This is a genomic window from Kitasatospora sp. NPDC057936 (assembly GCF_042887525.1).
Lineage (GTDB): Bacteria > Actinomycetota > Actinomycetes > Streptomycetales > Streptomycetaceae > Kitasatospora.
The window spans coordinates 48,005-67,148 of the sequence record NZ_JBHVPD010000018.1; the positions used below are offsets into that span (position 1 = coordinate 48,005).

The 19,144-nt window shown below is 70.7% G+C and carries 23 protein-coding genes; 18 read left to right on the forward strand and 5 right to left on the reverse strand.

Annotation, left to right across the window (positions count from 1 at the left end):
• The first annotated feature begins 41 nt into the window (after window positions 1–41).
• Together ACFVU9_RS12520 and ACFVU9_RS12525 are read left to right on the forward strand one after the other, a co-directional pair.
• On the forward strand, window positions 42–2,471 hold the full coding sequence (locus ACFVU9_RS12520) for a hypothetical protein (protein ID WP_387592756.1): 2,430 nt from the start codon (window positions 42–44) through the stop codon (window positions 2,469–2,471).
• A gap of 17 nt (window positions 2,472–2,488) precedes the next feature.
• Window positions 2,489–2,962 carry a GtrA family protein gene (locus tag ACFVU9_RS12525; RefSeq protein WP_387592759.1) on the forward strand — a complete coding sequence of 158 codons (474 nt, stop codon included), beginning with the start codon at window positions 2,489–2,491 and terminating at the stop codon, window positions 2,960–2,962.
• Here ACFVU9_RS12525 and ACFVU9_RS12530 read toward each other — a convergent pair.
• From ACFVU9_RS12530 to rfbA, 5 genes are all read right to left on the reverse strand, one after another.
• Window positions 2,952–4,058 (reverse strand): acyltransferase family protein, encoded by a 1,107-nt coding sequence (locus tag ACFVU9_RS12530; protein ID WP_387592762.1) that lies wholly within the window; start codon window positions 4,056–4,058, stop codon window positions 2,952–2,954. The genes ACFVU9_RS12525 and ACFVU9_RS12530 overlap by 11 nt on opposite strands.
• A 154-nt stretch (window positions 4,059–4,212) precedes the next feature.
• Window positions 4,213–5,169 (reverse strand): NAD-dependent epimerase/dehydratase family protein, encoded by a 957-nt coding sequence (locus ACFVU9_RS12535; RefSeq protein WP_387592764.1) that lies wholly within the window; start codon window positions 5,167–5,169, stop codon window positions 4,213–4,215.
• Between the two features lie 26 nt (window positions 5,170–5,195).
• Window positions 5,196–6,098, reverse strand: a complete 903-nt coding sequence (locus tag ACFVU9_RS12540; protein WP_380435901.1) for a glycosyltransferase family 2 protein — start codon at window positions 6,096–6,098, stop codon at window positions 5,196–5,198.
• 152 nt (window positions 6,099–6,250) lie between these two features.
• The gene (rfbC, locus tag ACFVU9_RS12545) at window positions 6,251–6,850 is read right to left on the reverse strand and encodes a dTDP-4-dehydrorhamnose 3,5-epimerase (protein ID WP_387592767.1); all 600 of its coding nucleotides are present in this window, start codon (window positions 6,848–6,850) and stop codon (window positions 6,251–6,253) included.
• Window positions 6,847–7,722 carry a glucose-1-phosphate thymidylyltransferase RfbA gene (gene rfbA, locus ACFVU9_RS12550; protein WP_359962247.1) on the reverse strand — a complete coding sequence of 292 codons (876 nt, stop codon included), beginning with the start codon at window positions 7,720–7,722 and terminating at the stop codon, window positions 6,847–6,849. Before rfbA ends, rfbC begins: the two co-directional genes overlap by 4 nt.
• A gap of 93 nt (window positions 7,723–7,815) precedes the next feature.
• On the opposite strand from rfbA, the gene rfbB reads away from it, so the two are divergent.
• The 16 genes from rfbB to rpsQ all read left to right on the forward strand — a co-directional run bounded on the left by rfbB (window position 7,816) and on the right by rpsQ (window position 19,095).
• Entirely contained in the window at window positions 7,816–8,790 is a 975-nt protein-coding gene (rfbB, locus tag ACFVU9_RS12555) for a dTDP-glucose 4,6-dehydratase (protein ID WP_380435905.1), read from the forward strand.
• Window positions 8,787–10,103 (forward strand): hypothetical protein, encoded by a 1,317-nt coding sequence (locus ACFVU9_RS12560; protein ID WP_380435907.1) that lies wholly within the window; start codon window positions 8,787–8,789, stop codon window positions 10,101–10,103. The genes rfbB and ACFVU9_RS12560 overlap by 4 nt, the downstream gene beginning before the upstream one ends.
• Before the next feature lie 111 nt (window positions 10,104–10,214).
• Window positions 10,215–10,616, forward strand: a complete 402-nt coding sequence (locus ACFVU9_RS12565) for a DUF2304 domain-containing protein (protein ID WP_359962256.1) — start codon at window positions 10,215–10,217, stop codon at window positions 10,614–10,616.
• A complete protein-coding gene (locus tag ACFVU9_RS12570; RefSeq protein ID WP_329927667.1) occupies window positions 10,613–11,392 on the forward strand; it encodes a glycosyltransferase family 2 protein in 780 nt (259 codons plus the stop codon). Before ACFVU9_RS12565 ends, ACFVU9_RS12570 begins: the two co-directional genes overlap by 4 nt.
• 211 nt (window positions 11,393–11,603) lie before the next feature.
• Window positions 11,604–13,415 (forward strand): hypothetical protein, encoded by a 1,812-nt coding sequence (locus ACFVU9_RS12575; protein ID WP_380435910.1) that lies wholly within the window; start codon window positions 11,604–11,606, stop codon window positions 13,413–13,415.
• Window positions 13,416–13,806: 391 nt separating this feature from the next.
• Window positions 13,807–14,115, forward strand: a complete 309-nt coding sequence (gene rpsJ, locus ACFVU9_RS12580) for a 30S ribosomal protein S10 (RefSeq protein WP_012785157.1) — start codon at window positions 13,807–13,809, stop codon at window positions 14,113–14,115.
• 14 nt (window positions 14,116–14,129) lie between these two features.
• The gene (gene rplC / locus ACFVU9_RS12585) at window positions 14,130–14,777 is read left to right on the forward strand and encodes a 50S ribosomal protein L3 (RefSeq protein ID WP_380435912.1); all 648 of its coding nucleotides are present in this window, start codon (window positions 14,130–14,132) and stop codon (window positions 14,775–14,777) included.
• Window positions 14,778–14,781: 4 nt separating this feature from the next.
• Window positions 14,782–15,459, forward strand: a complete 678-nt coding sequence (gene rplD / locus ACFVU9_RS12590) for a 50S ribosomal protein L4 (RefSeq protein WP_380435914.1) — start codon at window positions 14,782–14,784, stop codon at window positions 15,457–15,459.
• Window positions 15,459–15,779 carry a 50S ribosomal protein L23 gene (gene rplW / locus ACFVU9_RS12595; RefSeq protein WP_063348967.1) on the forward strand — a complete coding sequence of 107 codons (321 nt, stop codon included), beginning with the start codon at window positions 15,459–15,461 and terminating at the stop codon, window positions 15,777–15,779. Before rplD ends, rplW begins: the two co-directional genes overlap by 1 nt.
• Before the next feature lie 43 nt (window positions 15,780–15,822).
• Window positions 15,823–16,659, forward strand: coding sequence for a 50S ribosomal protein L2 (gene rplB, locus ACFVU9_RS12600; protein WP_063348968.1), 837 nt, complete (start codon window positions 15,823–15,825; stop codon window positions 16,657–16,659).
• Between the two features lie 11 nt (window positions 16,660–16,670).
• Window positions 16,671–16,952 carry a 30S ribosomal protein S19 gene (gene rpsS / locus ACFVU9_RS12605; RefSeq protein WP_030055821.1) on the forward strand — a complete coding sequence of 94 codons (282 nt, stop codon included), beginning with the start codon at window positions 16,671–16,673 and terminating at the stop codon, window positions 16,950–16,952.
• Between the two features lie 50 nt (window positions 16,953–17,002).
• On the forward strand, window positions 17,003–17,350 hold the full coding sequence (gene rplV / locus ACFVU9_RS12610) for a 50S ribosomal protein L22 (protein WP_030055822.1): 348 nt from the start codon (window positions 17,003–17,005) through the stop codon (window positions 17,348–17,350).
• Window positions 17,350–18,174 (forward strand): 30S ribosomal protein S3, encoded by an 825-nt coding sequence (rpsC, locus tag ACFVU9_RS12615; RefSeq protein WP_188301636.1) that lies wholly within the window; start codon window positions 17,350–17,352, stop codon window positions 18,172–18,174. Before rplV ends, rpsC begins: the two co-directional genes overlap by 1 nt.
• Before the next feature lie 5 nt (window positions 18,175–18,179).
• Window positions 18,180–18,599, forward strand: a complete 420-nt coding sequence (rplP, locus tag ACFVU9_RS12620; RefSeq protein WP_030055824.1) for a 50S ribosomal protein L16 — start codon at window positions 18,180–18,182, stop codon at window positions 18,597–18,599.
• On the forward strand, window positions 18,599–18,823 hold the full coding sequence (gene rpmC, locus ACFVU9_RS12625; RefSeq protein WP_063348970.1) for a 50S ribosomal protein L29: 225 nt from the start codon (window positions 18,599–18,601) through the stop codon (window positions 18,821–18,823). The genes rplP and rpmC overlap by 1 nt, the downstream gene beginning before the upstream one ends.
• Window positions 18,823–19,095 carry a 30S ribosomal protein S17 gene (gene rpsQ / locus ACFVU9_RS12630; RefSeq protein ID WP_030055826.1) on the forward strand — a complete coding sequence of 91 codons (273 nt, stop codon included), beginning with the start codon at window positions 18,823–18,825 and terminating at the stop codon, window positions 19,093–19,095. Before rpmC ends, rpsQ begins: the two co-directional genes overlap by 1 nt.
• The last annotated feature ends 49 nt before the right edge of the window (window positions 19,096–19,144 follow it).

A 19,144-nucleotide genomic window follows, 5' to 3' on the forward strand; every position in this document is an offset into this window, starting at 1 on the left:
CCGTGACCCCGACGCCGAGCCCGCAGGAGAAAGAACACGCGATGGGCACCACTGACAGCACCGCACCCGCTCTCGGGACGCCGTCCGCGGCCGAGGGGCGGGTCGGCGCGTCGGTGTCCGGCACCGCCCGGCCCGGCACCGGCGCGCGACTGGTGCGGTTCCTGCCGGCGCTGGCCGCGTACGCCCTGCTGGTGGCCCTGCTCCTGGCCTCGGACACCTCCGTCTCGGACGTCGCGCGCTACACCTTCTACGTGCTCTGGGGCGTCCTGCTGCCGGGCACCCTGGTGTTCCGGGCCCTGCGCCGCCGGCCGCACACCCTGGTCGAGGACCTCGCCTTCGGCGCCGTCGTCGGTCTCGTGCTGGAGCTGGCGGCCTGGGCGGTCCTGGTCGGGCTCGGCCTCCAGTCGGCCGCCACGGCGTGGCCGCTCGCCGTGGTGGTCCCGTTCCTCGCAGTGCCGCGGCTGCGGCGGCACTGGTTCCCGCGCGGGTACCGGCGGACCTCGACGGGCTGGAACTGGTCCGTCGCCGGCATCGTCGGCCTCACGAGCGCCTACCTCTACGCGGCCGTCCTCAGCCGCAACCCGATCATCCCGGACACCGAGACCACCCGGCAGTACATCGACCTGCCGTACCTGCTCTCGCTGGCCGGCAACGCGAAGAACAACTTCCCGCTGACCTTCCCGCAGGCGGCGGGGGAGCCGCTGCACTACCACTGGTTCACCTTCGCGCACATGGCGATGACCGACCTGGTCGGCCACATCGACCTGCCGGTGGTCCAGATGCGGCTGATGGTGCCCGCGCTGGTCGCCCTCGCGATGGTGATCACCGCGGTGGTGGGGCACCGGCTGTCCGGCCGGGCCTGGGCCGGGCCGGTCGCGGCGCTGCTGGTGTTCGCGGTCGGCGAGTTCAACGCGGTCTACCCGAACAACACCCCCAACTGGACCTTCGGCGCGCCGCTGGTGCCGCTGATGTCCTGGGCGAGCCTGTCGCTGACCTACAGCCAGCCGCTGCTGATGGCGCTGATCGGCGTGATCGCGGACGTGCTGCGCGGCCGCGGCGACGAGGACGCGAGCGACGCGAACGAGGACGCGAACGGGGACGCCGGCGGTGCCGCGCGGGACCGGGCGCCGCTGCTCGGCCGGGGCGCCTACGTCCTGGTCGCGCTCTTCGCGCTGGCCTCCAGCGCGGCCAAGGCGAGCTCACTGCCCGTCACCCTGGCGGGCCTGGCCTTCGCGGGCCTGATGGTGCTCATCGGCACCCGGCGGATCCCGTGGGCGATCGTCCGCCTCGGCGTGATCGTGGCCGGAGCCCAACTGTTCGCCACCGCCGTGCTGTTCAAGTTCGAGAGCTACGGCCTGGAGGTCGTGCCCTTCGGCAACGTCCAGAAGTACTGGGCCGACCCCGCGCACACCAGGACCGCGGTGACGCAGGCGGTGGTCGTCGCGGCGACCCTGATCGCCTTCCTGCTCAACCACCAGCTCCGCCTGGTGGGCATGGTCCCGTTGATCTGGCGGCGCCGGCTGCGGCTGGAGCAGTCCCAGTGGTTCCTGCTCGGCGGCGCGCTGGCCGGCCCGGCGGTCTACCTGGTGGTCAATGGCTTCAACGCCAGCTACTTCACGCTGGCCGGGCTGCCGTTCGGCGTGCTGCTGTCGGCCTGGGGCTACTGCGAGGTCTTCGAGCGGGCCGCGCTGCCCGCCCGGGGCAAGGTCGCGCTCGCGGTCGGCACGCTCTCCTTCGTGGGCCTGCTGACGTACGGCATCTACCACTACGCGGGGGACTGGGCGACCTTCGCGCTCAAGGCGGTCGGCGACGCCAAGGGCACCAAGTCGTACACCCCGCTGGTGCCCGCACTGGCCGCCGCGGCCGCGCTCGCCGCCGTCGCCGTCGTCGTCGGACTGCTCTGGCGGGCGGCCGGGCGGGCGCTGCCCGGGCTGCGCCGGCGCGGCGGGCTGGTGCTCCTCACGGGCGCGCTCGTGGCCGGTGCGCCGTCGCTGCTGCTCGACGTCCAGCAGTCGAAGCACGTCGTCTGGGACGGCGCCTGGCCGCTGCCGGCCGGCCAGGTCGAGGCCGCGCGCTGGGTGCGTGCGCACAGCCGCCCGACCGACGTCCTGGTCACCAACGACCACTGCCGCTCCGAGAACGACTGGGCGGTCCCGGGCCAGAACTGCTGGAACTCGCTCTCGTTCTGGCTCAGTGCCTACTCCGAGCGCTCGGTGCTCGTGGAGGGCTGGGCGTACTCGCCGCGGCTGATGTCGGAGAAGTCCGCCAGTTTCTGGGACCAGCCGCTGCTCAAGCTCAACGACGACGCGATCCACCACCCGACCGCCGACATCCTCCGGGAGCTGCGGGACCGGTACCACGTCCGGTACCTGGTGGCGGACCGCAAGCCGGCTCCGGAGTCGCCGCTCCTGAAGTCCCTCGCCACCCCCGTCTTCGACAACGGCCGGGTGGCCGTGTACGAGCTCTCCTGACCCGACAAGCAGATCGCATGGGTTCCCACATGGTTTCCACCAACGAGTCGACCGACGCGGCCACGGTGCCGGACGCCGCGGAGCAGGGCTCCGCCGGCGGCGGCAAGGCCAACCGCCAGATCCCGTCCTTCCTGGTCATCGGGGTGCTGAGCACGCTGTTCTACCTCGGGCTGTACGTCGTGGCCCGGATGGTGGTCAACCCCCAGGCCGCCAACCTGATCGCGCTCGCGGTGAGCGCCGTCGCCAACACCGCCGCCAACCGGCGGTTCACCTTCGGGATCACCGGCAGCGAGGGGGCGCTGCGCCACCAGCTGCAGGGGGCCGTCGCGTTCGTGATCGGGCTCGCGCTGAGCTCCGGCGTGCTCGCCCTGCTCGACGTGGCGGCCCCGCACGCCTCCAAGGTCGTCGAGGTCGGCGGCCTGATCGTGGCGAACGGCCTGGCCACCGTGGTCCGCTTCCTGCTGATGAAGGTGTGGGTCTTCAAGAAGTGATGCGGGCGGCCGAGCCGTCCCGGTCGGCGCTGCGGCGCAGCGGCCGGGGCGTCCAGCCGCGCAGCCGCGTGGCCGGTTCCTCGACGAGGTGCCAGGAGAGGGCGGCCAGCACGCCCGTCACGGTGAGCGCGCAGGCCAGGAAGCCCGGCCGGCCGTACGCGGCGCAGCCGACCAGGGCCAGGGCCTGCTCGACGGGGAAGCCGTAGATGTAGACCCCGTACGAGTAGTCGCCGATCCCGTCGAGGCGCCGGCACCAGCGGGGGAGCCGGGCCGCGGCCCAGAACAGCAGGTAGACCAGGGCCGGTTGGCCGAGGGCGCCGAAGGCGCCCCAGCGGAGCGTGGCGGCCAGCGCCACGGCGGAGGCCAGGGCGAGGCGGTCGTCCACCGGTATGCGTTCGGCGTGGAGCCGGCAGGCGGTGCCGAGCAGGAACGTGAAGGCCAGGACGGCGGCGAGGTGCCAGGTGAGCCGGCCGAGGAGCGGCAGGGTGGCGCCCGGTCCGCCGGCCGGGGGCACGTCCGGGGGCAGGTCGGTGGCGCCGGAGAGGATCAGCACCCAGAGCGCGAGCGCCAGCGCGGGGACGGCTGCCGGCCGCCGCAGCAGCCCGGCCAGGGCGAGCAGGGCGGCCAGGAGGTAGCACAGGAGCTCGTACTTGAGCGACCACAGGGCGCCGTTGAGGCTGCCGTCGAAGTTCGTCCCGGCGCGGATGCCCGTGGCGATGACTCCGGAGACGTCCCAGCCCGCGGTCGGGCTGCTGCTGCCGAGGCTGGTGACGTAGCTGAGCGGTCCGTCCGAGCGGTCCCAGAAGCCGGTGAGGGTGCCGTGCTGCCACCGGTAGAGCACGGGCATCAGGACGGCGGCGGACAGGAGCAGCGAGACCCAGAGCCCGGGGACGATCCGCAGGGCGCGATGCCAGACGAACCGCAGGGTGCCGAGGCGCCGGGCGCTGCCGGTGATGACGAAACCGGAGATCGCGAAGAAGCCGAGGACCGCGCTCTTGCCCAGGTCGGTCTGCTGCCCGCTCCAGGACCACAGCGGGTCCTGGCGGCCCCAGCCGAGCGGGTAGACGTGCGACACCACCACGGTGGCGGCGAGCACCAGGCGCAGCGCCCCGAAGGCGTTCGCCCGGCCGGCGGTCAGGTCGGCGAAGGTCCCGCGCCGGAAACGCTCTCCGATGGCTCCCCCTCGTGCGCGGATGCGGGTGCGGCGCCCGGAGCCGTGCTCCGGGCGCCGCGGGACGACGGGTCGGCCGTTATGCGACCGGCGCGGTGCTCTGGGCGGTCCACAGCTCGCGGACGGCCTCGCGCAGGGTGCGGCGGGGGGTCCAGCCGAGGCTGTCGCGGGCGACGGTGACGTCGAGCTGCTGCCACTCGGTCTCCGGGCCGGTGCCGTCGGGGGCCGGGACCTCGGTGATCTCGGTGGGCACGCCGCTCTCCTCGATCAGGAGCTCGACCAGGTGGCGGGCGGTGGAGGCGGAGCCGGTGCCGACGTTGACGACCGGCGGGGCCGAGCGGTCGGCGGCGGCCAGCAGGACGGCGTCGAGGGTGTCGGTGAGGTCGACGAAGTCGCGCAGGGCGGTGAGCGGCTGCAGCGAGAGCTGCGCGGTCTCGCCGGTCGCGCGGGCGGCGTCGAGCTTGGCGGCCATGACGCCGAGCAGGCTGTGGCCGGGCTGGCCGGCGCCGACGACGTTGCCGAGCCGCAGCACGACGCCGGAGATCCGGCCGGCCTCGACGGCGCGCACGACGGCCTCGGTGGCGGCGAGCTTGAGCTTGCCGTACTCCATGACCGGGGCGGCCGGGTCGCTCTCGCGCTGGCTGGTGCCGACCGGGGCCATGCCGTACTCGTGGACGGTGCCGAGGTGGACCAGGCGGGCGGGGGAGGCCATGGCGGCGACGGCCTCGATCAGCCGCTCGGTGAGGACGACGTTGGCCTGGTACATCTGCTCGTCGTTCAGGCCCCACATGCCGCCGGCCGCGTTGACGACGGTGTCGATCCGCTCGCGGTCGAGCAGCGCGGTGAGCTCGGCGGGGTCGCCGTTGGAGAGGTCGAAGGCGACGAACCGGCCGGGCGCCGGCTCGGCCGGGGCCTTGCGGGCGAGGCTGAGCACCTCGGCGCCCTGCGCCAGGAGGCGGGCGCCGAGCACCCGGCCGATGAAGCCGGTGCCACCGAGGACGGCCACCCGGGCCGGTGCCGTGTGCGGAGCGGTCATTGCGGGGACTCCAGGGGGTTCGTGGGTCAGCGGGGACGGCGGGCCGTGCTGGTGGCGTTGCGCAGCAGGGCCTTCGCACCGTCCCACTGGCCGGCGCGCATCGCGCCCGGGACCAGGGTGAGGGCGTGGATGCGGGCGGACAGGTGGATCCGGGCGGCGCGCGCCGCCCGCGGCCAGCCCTGCGCGTCGAGGCGGTCGGCGGCGTCGAGGAAGTAGCGCCGGGCCTCGGTGAAGCGGGTGCCGCTGAACGCGGACGAGGAGGAGATGCTGACGGCGTGCCGGCGGTACTGGAAGGCGCGGACGTCGTCGATGACCATCTGCTCGCCGGCCTGGAGGAGGTCGATGACCAGGGCGAGGTCCTGGATGATCTCCAGGTTGTCGCGGAAGCCGGTGGTCCGCACGGCCTCGGTGCGCCAGCAGATGGACGGGAAGTAGAGCCAGTTGCCCTTGAGCAGGCTGACGGCGAGCTCCTCGCCGTCCATCAGGACGCGGCCCTGCGCCTTGGGCGCGTAGATGCGGCGCTTGGACTCGTCGGCGAGCGAGGTGCTCGGCCGGCCGTCGCTGCCGATGACCTGGACGCCGGGCTGGATCATCGCGACGCCGGGGTGCTGGGCGAGGATCGAGCGGATCGTGGCCACGTAGTTGGGCAGCATCACGTCGTCGGTGCCCATGAACATCATGTGCTCGTGCTCGGCCATGCCCAGGCACTTGCGGTAGTTGCCGGTGACGCCGAGGTTCTGCTCGTTGCGGAAGTACCGCACCCGCGGGTCGCCGAGCTCCGCGAACCACTCCGGGACCCCGGGCTCCTTGCCGTCGTCCACGACGGTCAGCCGCCAGTCCGGGTCGGTCTGGGCCAGGACGCTGCGGACCGCCTCCTGCATCAGTGCGACGTCGCCGTAGTACGGAAGCAGGATTTCCAGAGTGGTCATGGTGGAGGCACATCCGGTGGTCGGGTTCGGGGCCTGCGGGCGGGAGCACGACCCCGCGGCGGGCCCATCATACTGAGCCCCGCGCGGCCCCCCGCCGACGGCGATGCCCGGACCGGGGCCGCTGCGGGCGGCCGGTCCGGGCACCGGTCGGTTCAGTTGGTGCGCAGGCCCTCGGTGTACGCCAGGCACTGCCGGTAGTCCGGCAGCAGGCCGCTCGCGATCGCCTCGGCGAGCGTGGGCGCGGCCGCGTCGCGGGCCGACAGCTGGGGGGCGTCGGCGGGCCACTCGATGCCGAGGTCCGGGTCGAGCGGGTGCACCGAGTGCTCGCCGGTCGGGTTGTACGTCTCGGAGCAGACGTACGACAGGGTGGCGTCGTCGGTCAGCGCGCAGAAGCCGTGGCCGACGCCCTCGGGGATGTAGACGGACTTACGTTCGGTGTCGTCGAGGCGGACGAACTCCCACTTCCCGAAGGCGGGGGAGCCCACCCGCAGGTCGACGACCACGTCCAGGACGGCGCCGCGCACGCAGCTGACGTACTTGGCCTGGCCGGGCGGGACGTCGGCGAAGTGGATGCCGCGCACGACGTCCTTGGCCGACACCGACAGGTTGCCCTGGGCGAGCCGCAGCGGGTGGCCGACGACCTCCTCCAGGCGGTCGAAGCGGTACCACTCCATGAACAGGCCGCGCGGGTCGCCGTGCTGCTGCGGGGTGACCTCGAAGGCGCCGGGGATGGACAGTTCGCGGAACTTCACTTGGCCGCCTCCTCGTCGAGCAGCGCGACCAGGTAGTCGCCGTAGCCGCTCTTGCGCAGCGGCTCGGCCAGCTCGCGCAGCTGCTCGGCGTCGATCAGGCCGGCCCGCCAGGCGGCCTCCTCGATGCAGCCGATCTTGAAGCCCTGGCGCTCCTCGATGACCCGGACGAACTCCGAGGCCTGGACCATCGAGACGAACGTGCCGGTGTCCAGCCAGGCGGTGCCGCGGTCGAGGACGGTGACGTGCAGCTCGCCGAGCTTGAGGTACTCCTCGTTGACGGCGGTGATCTCCAGCTCGCCGCGGGCGCTCGGGGTCAGGCCGCGGGAGATCTCCACGACGCGGTTGTCGTAGAAGTAGAGGCCGGGCACGGCGTAGCGGGACTTCGGGGCGTCCGGCTTCTCCTCGATGGAGATGACCTGGCCGTTGTCGTCGAACTCGACGACGCCGTAGGCGGTCGGGTCGGCGACCGGGTAGGCGAAGACCATGCCGCCCTTGGGGTCGGTGCGCTGGGCGAGCCGGGTGCCGAGGCCGCTGCCGTGGAAGATGTTGTCGCCCAGGATCAGCGCGACCGGCTCGTCGCCGATGAAGTCGGCGCCGAGGACGAAGGCCTGGGCGATGCCCTCGGGCTTCTCCTGGACGGCGTACTCCAGCTTCAGGCCGAACTGGGAGCCGTCGCCGAGCAGGCGCTGGAACTGCTCCTGGTCCTGGGGGGTGGTAATGATCAGGATCTCGCTGATCCCCGCCATGACCAGGGTCGACAGCGGGTAGTAGATCATCGGCTTGTCGAAGACCGGGAGGAGCTGCTTCGAGACAGCCCGGGTCAGCGGCCAGAGTCGGGAGCCGGTGCCGCCGGCCAAGAGGATTCCACGCATGCCGAGCAGCTTATGTGAGGTCCGGGGGCGCTCCGGAAGCCCCCGTCGGCCCGGGGTCCGGGGTTCGATTCACCCCGGTAGACTGCCCGCACTATGCGCATCCTCGTCACCGGCGGCGCCGGCTTCATCGGTTCAGAGTTCGTCCGCCAGCTGCTCGGCGCCGACGCAACGGATCAGATCACCGTCTTCGACAAGCTCACCTACTCGGGCGTCGAGGCCAACCTGGCCCCGGTCGCCGACCACAGCGGCTACGCCTTCGTGCGCGGCGACATCTGCGACGCCGACGCCGTCGACCAGGTGATGCCCGGACACGACGTGGTCGTGCACTTCGCGGCCGAGTCGCACGTCGACCGCTCGATCGAGGGCGCCGGCCCGTTCGTGGTGACCAACGTCCTCGGCACCCAGGTGCTGCTGGACGCGGCCCGCAAGCACGGCGTCGCCCGCTTCGTCCACGTCTCCACCGACGAGGTGTACGGCTCGATCTCCGAGGGCTCGTGGACCGAGGAGTGGCCGCTCGCCCCGAACTCCCCGTACTCCGCCTCCAAGGCCGGTTCCGACCTGCTGGCGCTCGCCTACCACCGCACCCACGGCATGGACGTGGTGGTCACCCGCTGCTCCAACAACTACGGGCACTACCAGTTCCCGGAGAAGGTCATCCCGCTGTTCACCACGAACCTGCTGGACGGCAAGAAGGTGCCGCTGTACGGCACCGGCGGCAACATCCGCGACTGGCTGCACGTCTCCGACCACTGCCGCGGCATCGAGCTCGCCATGCGCAAGGGCCGCGCCGGCGAGGTCTACAACATCGGCGGCGGCACCGAGCTGACCAACAAGGAGCTCACCGAGCTGCTGCTCCAGGCCGCGGGCGCCGACTGGTCGTCCGTGGAGCCGGTCGCCGACCGCAAGGGCCACGACCTGCGCTACTCGCTGGACATCACCAAGATCAGCGAGGAGCTCGGCTACGCCCCGCAGGTCCGCTTCGAGGACGGCCTCGCGGCCACCATCGCCTGGTACCGCGAGAACCGCGCCTGGTGGGAGCCGCTGAAGGCCAAGGCCGCGCTGCGATGACGAACCCGGTGGCCAGGCTGCTGGGGGCGCTGCCCCCCGGCGTGCGGCTCGTCGCGGGGGGCACCGTCGTGCTCGGTGCCTCCTCGTACATCTTCCTGGCGCTCGCCGGGCACGGCCTGGACACCACGCAGGTGGCCGGCGTCTCCATGCTGTGGACGCTGGTCATGTCGGTCGGGTACGGCCTGTTCTCGCCGGTCGAGCTGGAGCTGAACCGGCTGGTGGCCGCCCGCGACGTGGCCGGCCACGGCCCCGGCCCGGCCATCCGCCGGGTGCTGCTGGCCACCGCCGCCGTGCTGGCCGTCGTGCTGGCCGGCGTCGCGGTGGCGGCCCGCCCGATCGCGGACCGCTTCTTCTCCGGCGACATCGGCCTGGTGGCCGGCATGGGCGGCGCCCTGGTCGGCCTGGCCGTCAGCTCGGTGGCCCGCGGCGCGCTGGCCGGCCTCGGCCGGTTCGGCTCCTACGGCCTCCAGCTGGGCGTCGACGGCGGTCTGCGGATCGGCCTGGCCGCGCTGATCCCGCTGTTCGGCGTGCACTCGGCGTTCGCGTTCAGCCTGATCCTCGTGGTGGCGCCGCTCGCCGCCTCGGTGATCGGGATGCGCTCGGTGCTCGCCGACCGGCGCGGCGGCCCGGCCCCGGCCTGGCGCGACGTCGTCACCGGGCTCGGCCTGCTGACCGGCTCGACGCTGCTCGCGCAGCTCATGGTCAACGCCGCGGTGGTGAGCGTGGGCGTGCTCTCGCCCTCCTCCAAGGCGCTGATCGCCGCGCTGCTCAACGCGGTGGTGCTGGCCCGGGTGCCGCTCTTCGCGTACGCGGCCATCCAGGCCTCGCTGGTCTCCTCGCTGTCCGGCGCCGCGGCGGCCGGCAACCACGGGGAGTTCCGCAAGGTCCTGCTGCGCACCGGCGGCATCGTCGCCCTGATGTGCACCGCGGCCGGCGTGCCGACGGTGATCCTCGGCCCGTGGGCGATCCGGCTGTTCTTCAAGGCGCAGGACGTGCTCGGCTCGGCCGACTTCCTGTGGCTGTCGCTCGGCACGCTCTGCTACATGCTCGCGACCGTCTTCGGCCAGGCGCTGCTCTCGCTCGGCCGCCACCAGCGGCAGCTGCTGTCCTGGCTGGCCGGCACGGTGGTGCTCGTCGCCGTCACCGCGGTGCCGGGGGCGATCGCGACCCGCGTCGAACTGGCCTACCTGGCTGGTGCCGCGGTGAGCGCTGCTGCCATGCTGTGGGCGCTCGCGCGGTCCCTGACGGCTCCGGCCGCGACCGCCGTGGAACCGGGTGCAACCATGGCGGCGCGTCAGTCGTCAGAAGTCTGACACCATCTGCGCGGGCCCCGTACAACCGGCGGCGGCAGTCCGTTCCGCCGCGCCTTTTAAACTGTCATTACTCTGGCCACGCCACACAGCCGCTGAAAGGCGCTCCCCGTCGTGCATCTCACCGTCATCACTTCGATCACCGGCGTGCTGGTGCTCGTCTACATCCTGGAGCTGCTGCGCCGACAGCAGCTCCGGGAGAAGTACGCGGCGATCTGGCTCGCGATCGGCGTCGTCGTCGCGCCGCTCGGGTTCTTCCCGACGATCCTGGACTCCACCGCCCGCCGGCTCGGCATCGCCTCCGGCGTCAGCCTGGTCCTGTTCGCGGGCTTCATCCTGGTGCTGATGGTCTCGCTGCACCTGAGCTGGGAGGCCTCCCGGCTGGAGGCCGAGACCCGCACGCTGGCCGAGGACGTCGCGATGATGCGCGCCTACCTGGCCGAGCACCACGACTACCCGATCGCGCGCAGCAACAACGACGCCGCCAAGGCGAACGACCCCGGGGTGACGGCATGATCGACGGCAAGCGGGTACTGATCATCCTCCCGGCCTGGAACGAGGCCGAGGGGCTGCCCAAGATCCTGCGGGAGATCCAGCAGAAGCTGCCCGGCGTCGACACCCTGGTCGTCGACGACGGCTCGGTGGACGACACCGCGGCCGTCGCCGCCGCGCACGGCTCCAAGGTCGCCCAGCTGCCCTACAACCTGGGCGTCGGCGGCGCGATGCGCTTCGGCTACCGCTACGCGCACCTGCACGACTACGACATCGCGCTGCAGTGCGACGCCGACGGCCAGCACGACCCGTCGTACGTGCCGACGCTGATCGCCAAGCTGGACGAGGCGGACCTGGTCATCGGGGCCCGCTTCGCCGGCGAGGGCTCGTACAAGGTGCGCGGCCCGCGCTCCTGGGCGATGAAGCTGCTCTCCGTGGTGCTGTCCCGGGTCGCCCGCACGCGGCTCACCGACACCACCTCGGGCTTCAAGGCCTGCAACAAGCCGATGATCGAGTTCTTCTCCCAGTGGTACCCGGTCGAGTACCTGGGCGACACGATCGAGAGCATGGTCGGCGCCGCCCGCTGCGGTTTCGTGATCCGGCAGGTGCCGGTCGCGATGCGCGAGCGGACCACCGGCACGCCCAGCGCCTCCCCGATCAAGGCGACGATCTACCTCGCCCGGGCCGGCCTGGTCCTGCTGCTGGCGATGATCCGCCGGATGCCCAAGCACCTCAAGCTGATCCAGCCGGCCACCAAGAAGGCCGCGGCACCGCGCCGCGAACTGGCCGGCCGTAGCTGATCACGGCGCGTGACCGCCGGGCCCGTACCCCGTGACCGAACGGGTGGGGCCCGGCATCGGCTTGCTAGCGTGTCGGGCGTGGACGTCCCGTCGGCTTTCCGGGGATGTTCCGTGGCGACCGGGTGCCCCCCGGCCGGCGCCCGCCGACCCCGCTCGCCCGGCGAGCCGGCCCGACCTGCGGCAGAGTGCCGCTTCACGGAAGCGAATTGACATGACGGATTTGGCACCGGACGTCGTCGGCGCCCCCTCCAGCACGCCCGGCGGCGCCAGAGGCGCGTCGTCCGGAGAGACGACGACGGCCCGGGCGGGCGGCCGCTTCGAGCGCTGGACCGAGAAGCGCTGGTTCCTCCCGCTGGGGGAGGGCGTGGTCAGCGTCGTCGTCGCCCTCGGGTTCATGCTGCTGTGCACGCACATCAGCGTCAATCCCGTCACCCGGATCGGCCAGGTCAGCGGCCTCGCCAAGATCCAGCAGTACGCGGCGCTGCTCGGCATCCCCGTCCTCGCGGTGCTGCTGTTCCTCGCCTACCGCGGCACGCTGCGCTACTACCAGGTCGCGCAGCGCCTGGCGTGCGCGGCCGTCGCGGGCCTCGGCACCGGTGTCGTCGCCGGCGGCATCGTGGTCGCGCTGCACGGCACCCCGTGGGGCCTGGGCGGCCAGGAGGGCGACCCCGGCAACCTCATGGGCATGGCCAACGACATGATGCGCGGCAAGGGCCTGCCGGGGGTCTACCCCCCGCTGTTCCCCGCCCTGCTCGCGGTCTGGGCCAAGCTCTTCCACCACGGCGTCGCCGGCGTGGGCCACGCGCTCAAGGACCTGCAGCTGATCCTCAGCGCGCTGGTGGGGCCGATGGCCTACCTCTCGTGGCGGATGCTGCTGCGCCCGTTCTGGGCGATGGCCGTCGCCGTGCCGACCTCGATCGTCTTCCTCGACCCGATCCGCCCGTACAGCCACGGCTCGATGCTGGTGCTGCTGCCGCTGCTGGCGGCCTGCTTCCGTGAGATCCGCCGCGCCGACGAGCTCTCGGTCCGTTCCGCGGTGCTGCGCGGCCTCGGCTTCGGCGCCGCGTTCGGCGTGATGTTCCTCTGGTACTCGGGCTGGTACCTGTGGGCCGCGCCCGGCTCGTTCATCCTCGGCCTGATGCTGTTCCCGTGGCGGCGGGGCCGGGTCGCGATCAAGCGCGCGCTCGTGTTCCTCGGCACCCTGCTGGTCACCGCCGCCGTGATCGGCGCGCCGCTGCTGTACCAGCTGGTCCGCCTGGGCGCCACGACGATGGACCGCTACGCGTACATCAACACCTACATCGACCCGGCGTACGTCATGGGCTGGGCCTCCGACCGCGCCGGAGACCTGACCTACCACGACTACCCGGCATCGGGCGAGCTGGCCGGCCAGACCGGTTTCGGCGTCCTGCTGCTCCTGGGCGTGGGCATCGGCGTGGGCCTCGGCCTGCGCAACGTCGTGGTCCGCACCGCGGGCTTCGTGCTCGCCGGCGCCTGGCTGCTGCGCTTCTGGTTCGCCTCCCACATGGAGCACACCCAGGCCGTCCAGCTGTACCCGCGCACCACCTGGATCATCTTCTACTGCCTGATCATCCTGGCCGTCCTCGGCGTGATGCTCACGTACGAGCGCGTCTTCGGCTGGATCCGCGGCACGCTGGAGGAGGTCGCCCCGGCCCGGGCCGCCCGGATCTCGCCGCGCGTGCTGTCCCAGCTGGCCGCCGGCCTGATCTGCGCGATCGCCCTGTTCGCCACCATGGGCGGCTCGTGGTCGGCCAACCGCTTCATGCCGTCCACCAACCCGGGCGTCGAGGACATGGGCCTGGACGCGCTGCGTGCCCACCTCCAGCAGCTGGACAACGGGAAGTGCCCCAAGTACTCGCCGTACAACGGGAAGCAGGCCTGCAACCCGATCAACATGAACCTGTCCGAGTACACCTTCGGGCCGGACCAGAAGAAGCTCTACTGCGCCAACGCGACCTCGAAGGAGTACGACGTCGTGTGCGGCCGCCCGCCGAAGGACTGACCCCCAACGGGTGACGATCGGGGCCGGTGAGGTACACCTCACCGGCCCCGATTGGCATCCGGGCTGCTCCATGTGGCAGTATGTCCAAGTTGCTCGGTTGAGTGCCGATGCTGCGCGCCTCCCGCCGGGAGGACCGGAAGCGAGTCCCAGGTACTCGTCGTTCCCGTGATGGCCGTCAAGCGTGAGTTCTACGCCACGGCAGCTGCGGGGCGAAAGTACGGGAATCTTCCGGGAAGCGTGAGCGGGGTCTCGGCCCGGCTCCCCCACCCCGAAATCTTGAAACCGACGAGTTCTTCGCCGGTTTTTTGCAAGCGCGAGTGCGACACGCCCGAGCGCGGGGGTCGGAGAGGGAGTCGTGCGGCAACTAAGGACAAAGGACTACTGAGTAGCCATGGCGGGACAGAAGATCCGCATCCGGCTCAAGGCCTACGACCACGAGGTCATCGACTCCTCGGCGAAGAAGATCGTCGAGACGGTGATTCGTACTGGTGCGCAGGTCGCGGGCCCGGTGCCGCTGCCCACTGAGAAGAACGTGTACTGCGTCATCCGCTCGCCGCACAAGTACAAGGACTCGCGCGAGCACTTCGAGATGCGCACTCACAAGCGTCTGATCGACATCCTCGACCCCACGCCGAAGACGGTTGACTCGCTCATGCGTCTCGACCTGCCGGCGGGCGTCGACATCGAGATCAAGCTCTGAGAGGCGCACCGAAGATGGCTAAGCAGATTAAGGGCATCCTGGGCGAGAAGCTCGGCATGACCCAGGTCTGGGACGAGAACAACCGGATCGTTCCGGTGACCGTCGTCAAGGCTGGGCCCAATGTCGTGACCCAGGTCCACACCGCCGACAGCCCGGCCGGCTACGACGCCGTCCAGATCGGCTTCGGCGAGATCGACCCGCGCAAGGTGAACAAGCCCCTCGCGGGTCACTTCGCCAAGGCCGGTGTCACCCCCCGCCGCCACCTGGTCGAGCTCCGTACCGCGGACGCCTCCGAGTACACCCTCGGCCAGGAGATCACCGCGGAGCTGTTCGAGGCGGGTGTCAAGGTCGACGTGACCGGCACCTCCAAGGGCAAGGGCTTCGCCGGTGTCATGAAGCGCCACAACTTCCGGGGCCTCGGCGCCGGTCACGGTGTGCAGCGCAAGCACCGCTCGCCCGGCTCGATCGGTGGCTGCGCCACCCCGGGTCGCGTGTTCAAGGGCGTGAGGATGGCCGGCCGGATGGGCCACGAGCGTGTGACCACCCAGAACCTGACCATCCATGCCGTTGACGCGGAGAAGGGGCTGCTCCTGATCAAGGGCGCAATCCCGGGCCCGAACGGCGGCCTCGTCCTCGTCCGCACCGCGGCGAAGGGGCTGTGAGGATATGAGCACCATTGACATCCTGTCGCCCTCGGGCGACAAGACCGGCAGCCTCGAGCTGCCGGCCGAGATCTTCGACGCGAAGGTCAGCGTTCCGCTGATGCACCAGGTCGTCGTGGCGCAGCTCGCTGCGGCCCGTCAGGGCACCCACAAGACCAAGACTCGTGCCGAGGTCCGCGGTGGCGGCAAGAAGCCGTACCGCCAGAAGGGCACCGGCCGCGCCCGTCAGGGCTCGACCCGCGCCCCGCAGTTCGCCGGCGGTGGCGTCGTGCACGGTCCCGTGCCGCGCGACTACTCGCAGCGGACCCCGAAGAAGATGATCGCCGCCGCCCTGCGCGGTGCGCTCACCGACCGGGCCCGCCACAACCGCATCCACGTCGTCACCGACGTGGTCGCGACCGAGGCGCCGTCGACCAAGGCCGCCAAGGGTCTGTTCGGCAAGATCACCGAGCGCAAGAACATCCTCCTCGTCGTCGAGCGTGCCGACGAGCTGGGTCTGAAGAGCGCCCGGAACCTGCCGCACGTGCACATCCTGGACGCCGGTCAGCTGAACACCTACGACGTGCTCGTCTCCGACGACGTGGTCTTCACCCAGGCCGCCTTCGAGCGTTTCGTGGCGGGTCCCGCCGCGTCCGCCAAGGCCGTGGCTGCTGAGGGCGAGCTCGAAGGGAGCGCCGCCTGATGGCTGCAGAGATCACGAGCAAGACGTTCACGGACCCCCGTGACGTCCTGGTGAAGCCGGTCATCTCGGAGAAGAGCTACTCGCTCCTCGACGAGAACAAGTACACGTTCGTCGTGTCGCCCGGTGCCAACAAGACCCAGATCAAGCAGGCCGTCGAGGCGGTCTTCTCGGTCAAGGTCGAGTCCGTCAACACGCTCAACCGTCAGGGCAAGCGCAAGCGCTCCAAGACGGGCTTTGGCAAGCGCAAGGACACCAAGCGCGCCATCGTGACGCTGGCTGAGGGCAACCGCATCGACATCTTCGGTGGTCCGGTCTCCTAACGGAGATCGTGATCGTCGATAAGGACGAGGACGAGAGAGCCAAATGGGCATCCGCAAGTACAAGCCGACTACGCCGGGCCGTCGTGGCTCCAGCGTGGCCGACTTCGTAGAGATCACGCGGTCCACGCCGGAGAAGTCGCTGGTTCGCCCCCTGCACAGCAAGGGCGGCCGTAACAACGCCGGTCGGATCACCGTTCGCCACCAGGGTGGCGGTCACAAGCGCGCCTACCGCGTGATCGACTTCCGTCGTCACGACAAGGACGGCGTGCCGGCCAAGGTCGCGCACATCGAGTACGACCCGAACCGCACCGCGCGCATCGCGCTCCTGCACTACGCGGACGGCGAGAAGCGCTACATCATCGCGCCGCGCGGCATCGCGCAGGGTGACCGGATCGAGAACGGCGCTGGCGCCGACATCAAGCCGGGCAACAACCTGCCGCTTCGCAACATCCCGGTCGGTACCACCATCCACGCGGTGGAGCTGCGTCCCGGTGGCGGTGCCAAGATGGCCCGCTCCGCCGGTGCCGGCATCCAGCTGCTCGCGCGTGAGGGCAAGATGGCGCACCTGCGCATGCCCTCCGGCGAGATCCGCCTGGTCGACGCGCGCTGCCGCGCCACCGTCGGCGAGGTCGGCAACGCCGAGCAGTCGAACATCAACTGGGGCAAGGCCGGCCGTATGCGCTGGAAGGGCGTCCGCCCGACCGTGCGTGGTGTCGCCATGAACCCGATCGACCACCCGCACGGTGGTGGTGAGGGTAAGACCTCTGGTGGCCGCCACCCGGTCTCGCCGTGGGGCCAGAAGGAGGGTCGCACTCGTAGCCCGAAGAAGGCTTCGAACGCCCTCATCGTGCGCCGCCGCAAGACCAACAAGAAGCGCTAGGAGCAGGTCAGATGCCGCGCAGTCTCAAGAAGGGCCCCTTCATCGACGGCCACCTTCTCAAGAAGGTGGACGCGCAGAACGAGGCGGGTACCCAGAACGTCATCAAGACCTGGTCCCGTCGCTCCGTGATCTTCCCGGCCATGCTCGGCCACACGATCGCGGTGCACGATGGCCGTAAGCACGTCCCGGTGTTCGTCACCGAGTCGATGGTCGGCCACAAGCTCGGCGAGTTCGCGCCGACGCGTACCTTCCGCGGTCACGTCAAGGACGACCGCAAGTCGAAGCGTCGCTAGTCGCCAGCGAGATTACCGACTCAATGACTTACACCAGCAAGGGGACAACCATGGAAGCCAGGGCCCAGGCGCGGTACATCCGCGTCACGCCCATGAAGGCCCGCCGCGTGGTGGACCTCATCCGTGGCCTGCCGGCCACGGAGGCCCAGGCCGTCCTGCGTTTCGCTCCGCAGGCCGCCACCGTGCCCGTCGGCAAGGTGCTCGACAGCGCCATTGCCAACGCCGCGCACAACTACAACCACTCCAACGTGGACGACCTCGTCATCAGCGAGGCGTACGTTGACGAGGGCCCGACCCTGAAGCGGTTCCGTCCGCGTGCGCAGGGTCGTGCCTACCGGATCCGCAAGCGGACCAGCCACATCACCGTGGTCGTCAGCAGCAAGGAAGGGACCCGGTAATGGGCCAGAAGGTTAACCCGCACGGGTTCCGCCTCGGCATCAGCACGGACTTCAAGTCCCGCTGGTACGCCGACAAGCTGTACAAGGACTACGTCAAGGAAGACGTCGCCATTCGTCGCATGATGACGAAGGGCATGGAGCGCGCCGGCATCTCCAAGGTCGAGATCGAGCGCACCCGCGACCGCGTCCGCGTTGACATCCACACCGCTCGCCCCGGCATCGTCATCGGCCGCCGTGGCACCGAGGCCGACCGCATCCGCGGCGACCTCGAGAAGCTGACCGGCAAGCAGGTCCAGCTGAACATCCTCGAGGTCAAGAACCCCGAGCTGGACGCCCAGCTCGTGGCTCAGGGCGTCGCGGAGCAGCTGTCCTCCCGCGTCTCCTTCCGCCGTGCCATGCGCAAGTCGATGCAGGGCACCATGAAGTCCGGCGCCAAGGGCATCAAGGTCCAGTGCTCCGGTCGTCTCGGCGGCGCCGAGATGAGCCGTTCGGAGTTCTACCGCGAGGGCCGTGTGCCGCTGCACACCCTGCGCGCGAACGTCGACTACGGCTTCTTCGAGGCCAAGACGACCTTCGGCCGCATCGGTGTGAAGGTCTGGATCTACAAGGGCGACGTCAAGAACATCGCCGAGGTCCGCGCTGAGAACGCCGCTGCCCGCTCGGGCAACCGCCCGGCCCGTCCCGAGGGTGGTCGTCCCGCCCGCGGTGGCGAGCGCCGTGGTGGCGAGCGCGGTGGCCGTGGCCGTCGCCCCGCCGCTGCCGAGGCCCCCGCGGCCGCGGCCGCCGAGGCTCCGGCTGCCGAGAACACCGGAACGGAGGCCTGACCGTCATGCTGATCCCCCGTCGGGTCAAGCACCGCAAGCAGCACCACCCCAAGCGCCGCGGCGCTGCCAAGGGTGGCACCGAGCTCGCGTTCGGCGAGTACGGCATCCAGGCCGTCACCCCGGCCTACGTGACGAACCGGCAGATCGAGTCCGCTCGTATCGCCGTCACCCGTCACATCAAGCGTGGCGGCAAGGTCTGGATCAACATCTACCCGGACCGTCCGCTCACCAAGAAGCCGGCCGAGACCCGCATGGGTTCCGGTAAGGGTTCGCCCGAGTGGTGGATCGCGAACGTGCACCCGGGTCGGGTCATGTTCGAGCTGTCGTACCCCAACGAGAAGGTGGCTCGTGAGGCGCTGACCCGCGCTGCTCACAAGCTCCCGATGAAGTGCCGGATCATCCGGCGCGAGGCAGGTGAGAGCTGATGTCGGCCGGCACCAAGGCTGCTGACCTCCGCGAGCTGGACAACGAGGGTCTCGTTGCCAAGCTCCGTGAGGCCAAGGAGGAGCTGTTCAACCTCCGCTTCCAGGCGGCGACCGGGCAGCTCGACAACCACGGACGGCTCAAGCTCGTCCGTAAGGACATCGCGCGGATCTACACCCTGATGCGCGAGCGCGAGCTGGGCATCGAGACGGTGGAGAACGCCTGATGACTGAGAACACCAACGAGACGCGCGGTTTCCGCAAGACCCGTGAGGGTCTCGTCGTCAGCGACAAGATGGACAAGACCGTCGTCGTCGCCGTCGAGGACCGCGTCAAGCACGCTCTGTACGGCAAGGTCATCCGCCGTACGAACAAGCTGAAGGCGCACGACGAGGCGAACGCCTGCGGCATCGGCGACCGGGTCCTCCTCGCGGAGACCCGCCCGCTGTCCGCGACGAAGCGCTGGCGCGTCGTCGAGATCCTCGAGAAGGCCAAGTAACGAAGTTGATGCGGTACGGCCGTATGTGCACCAGGTCCCGTGCGGGCGC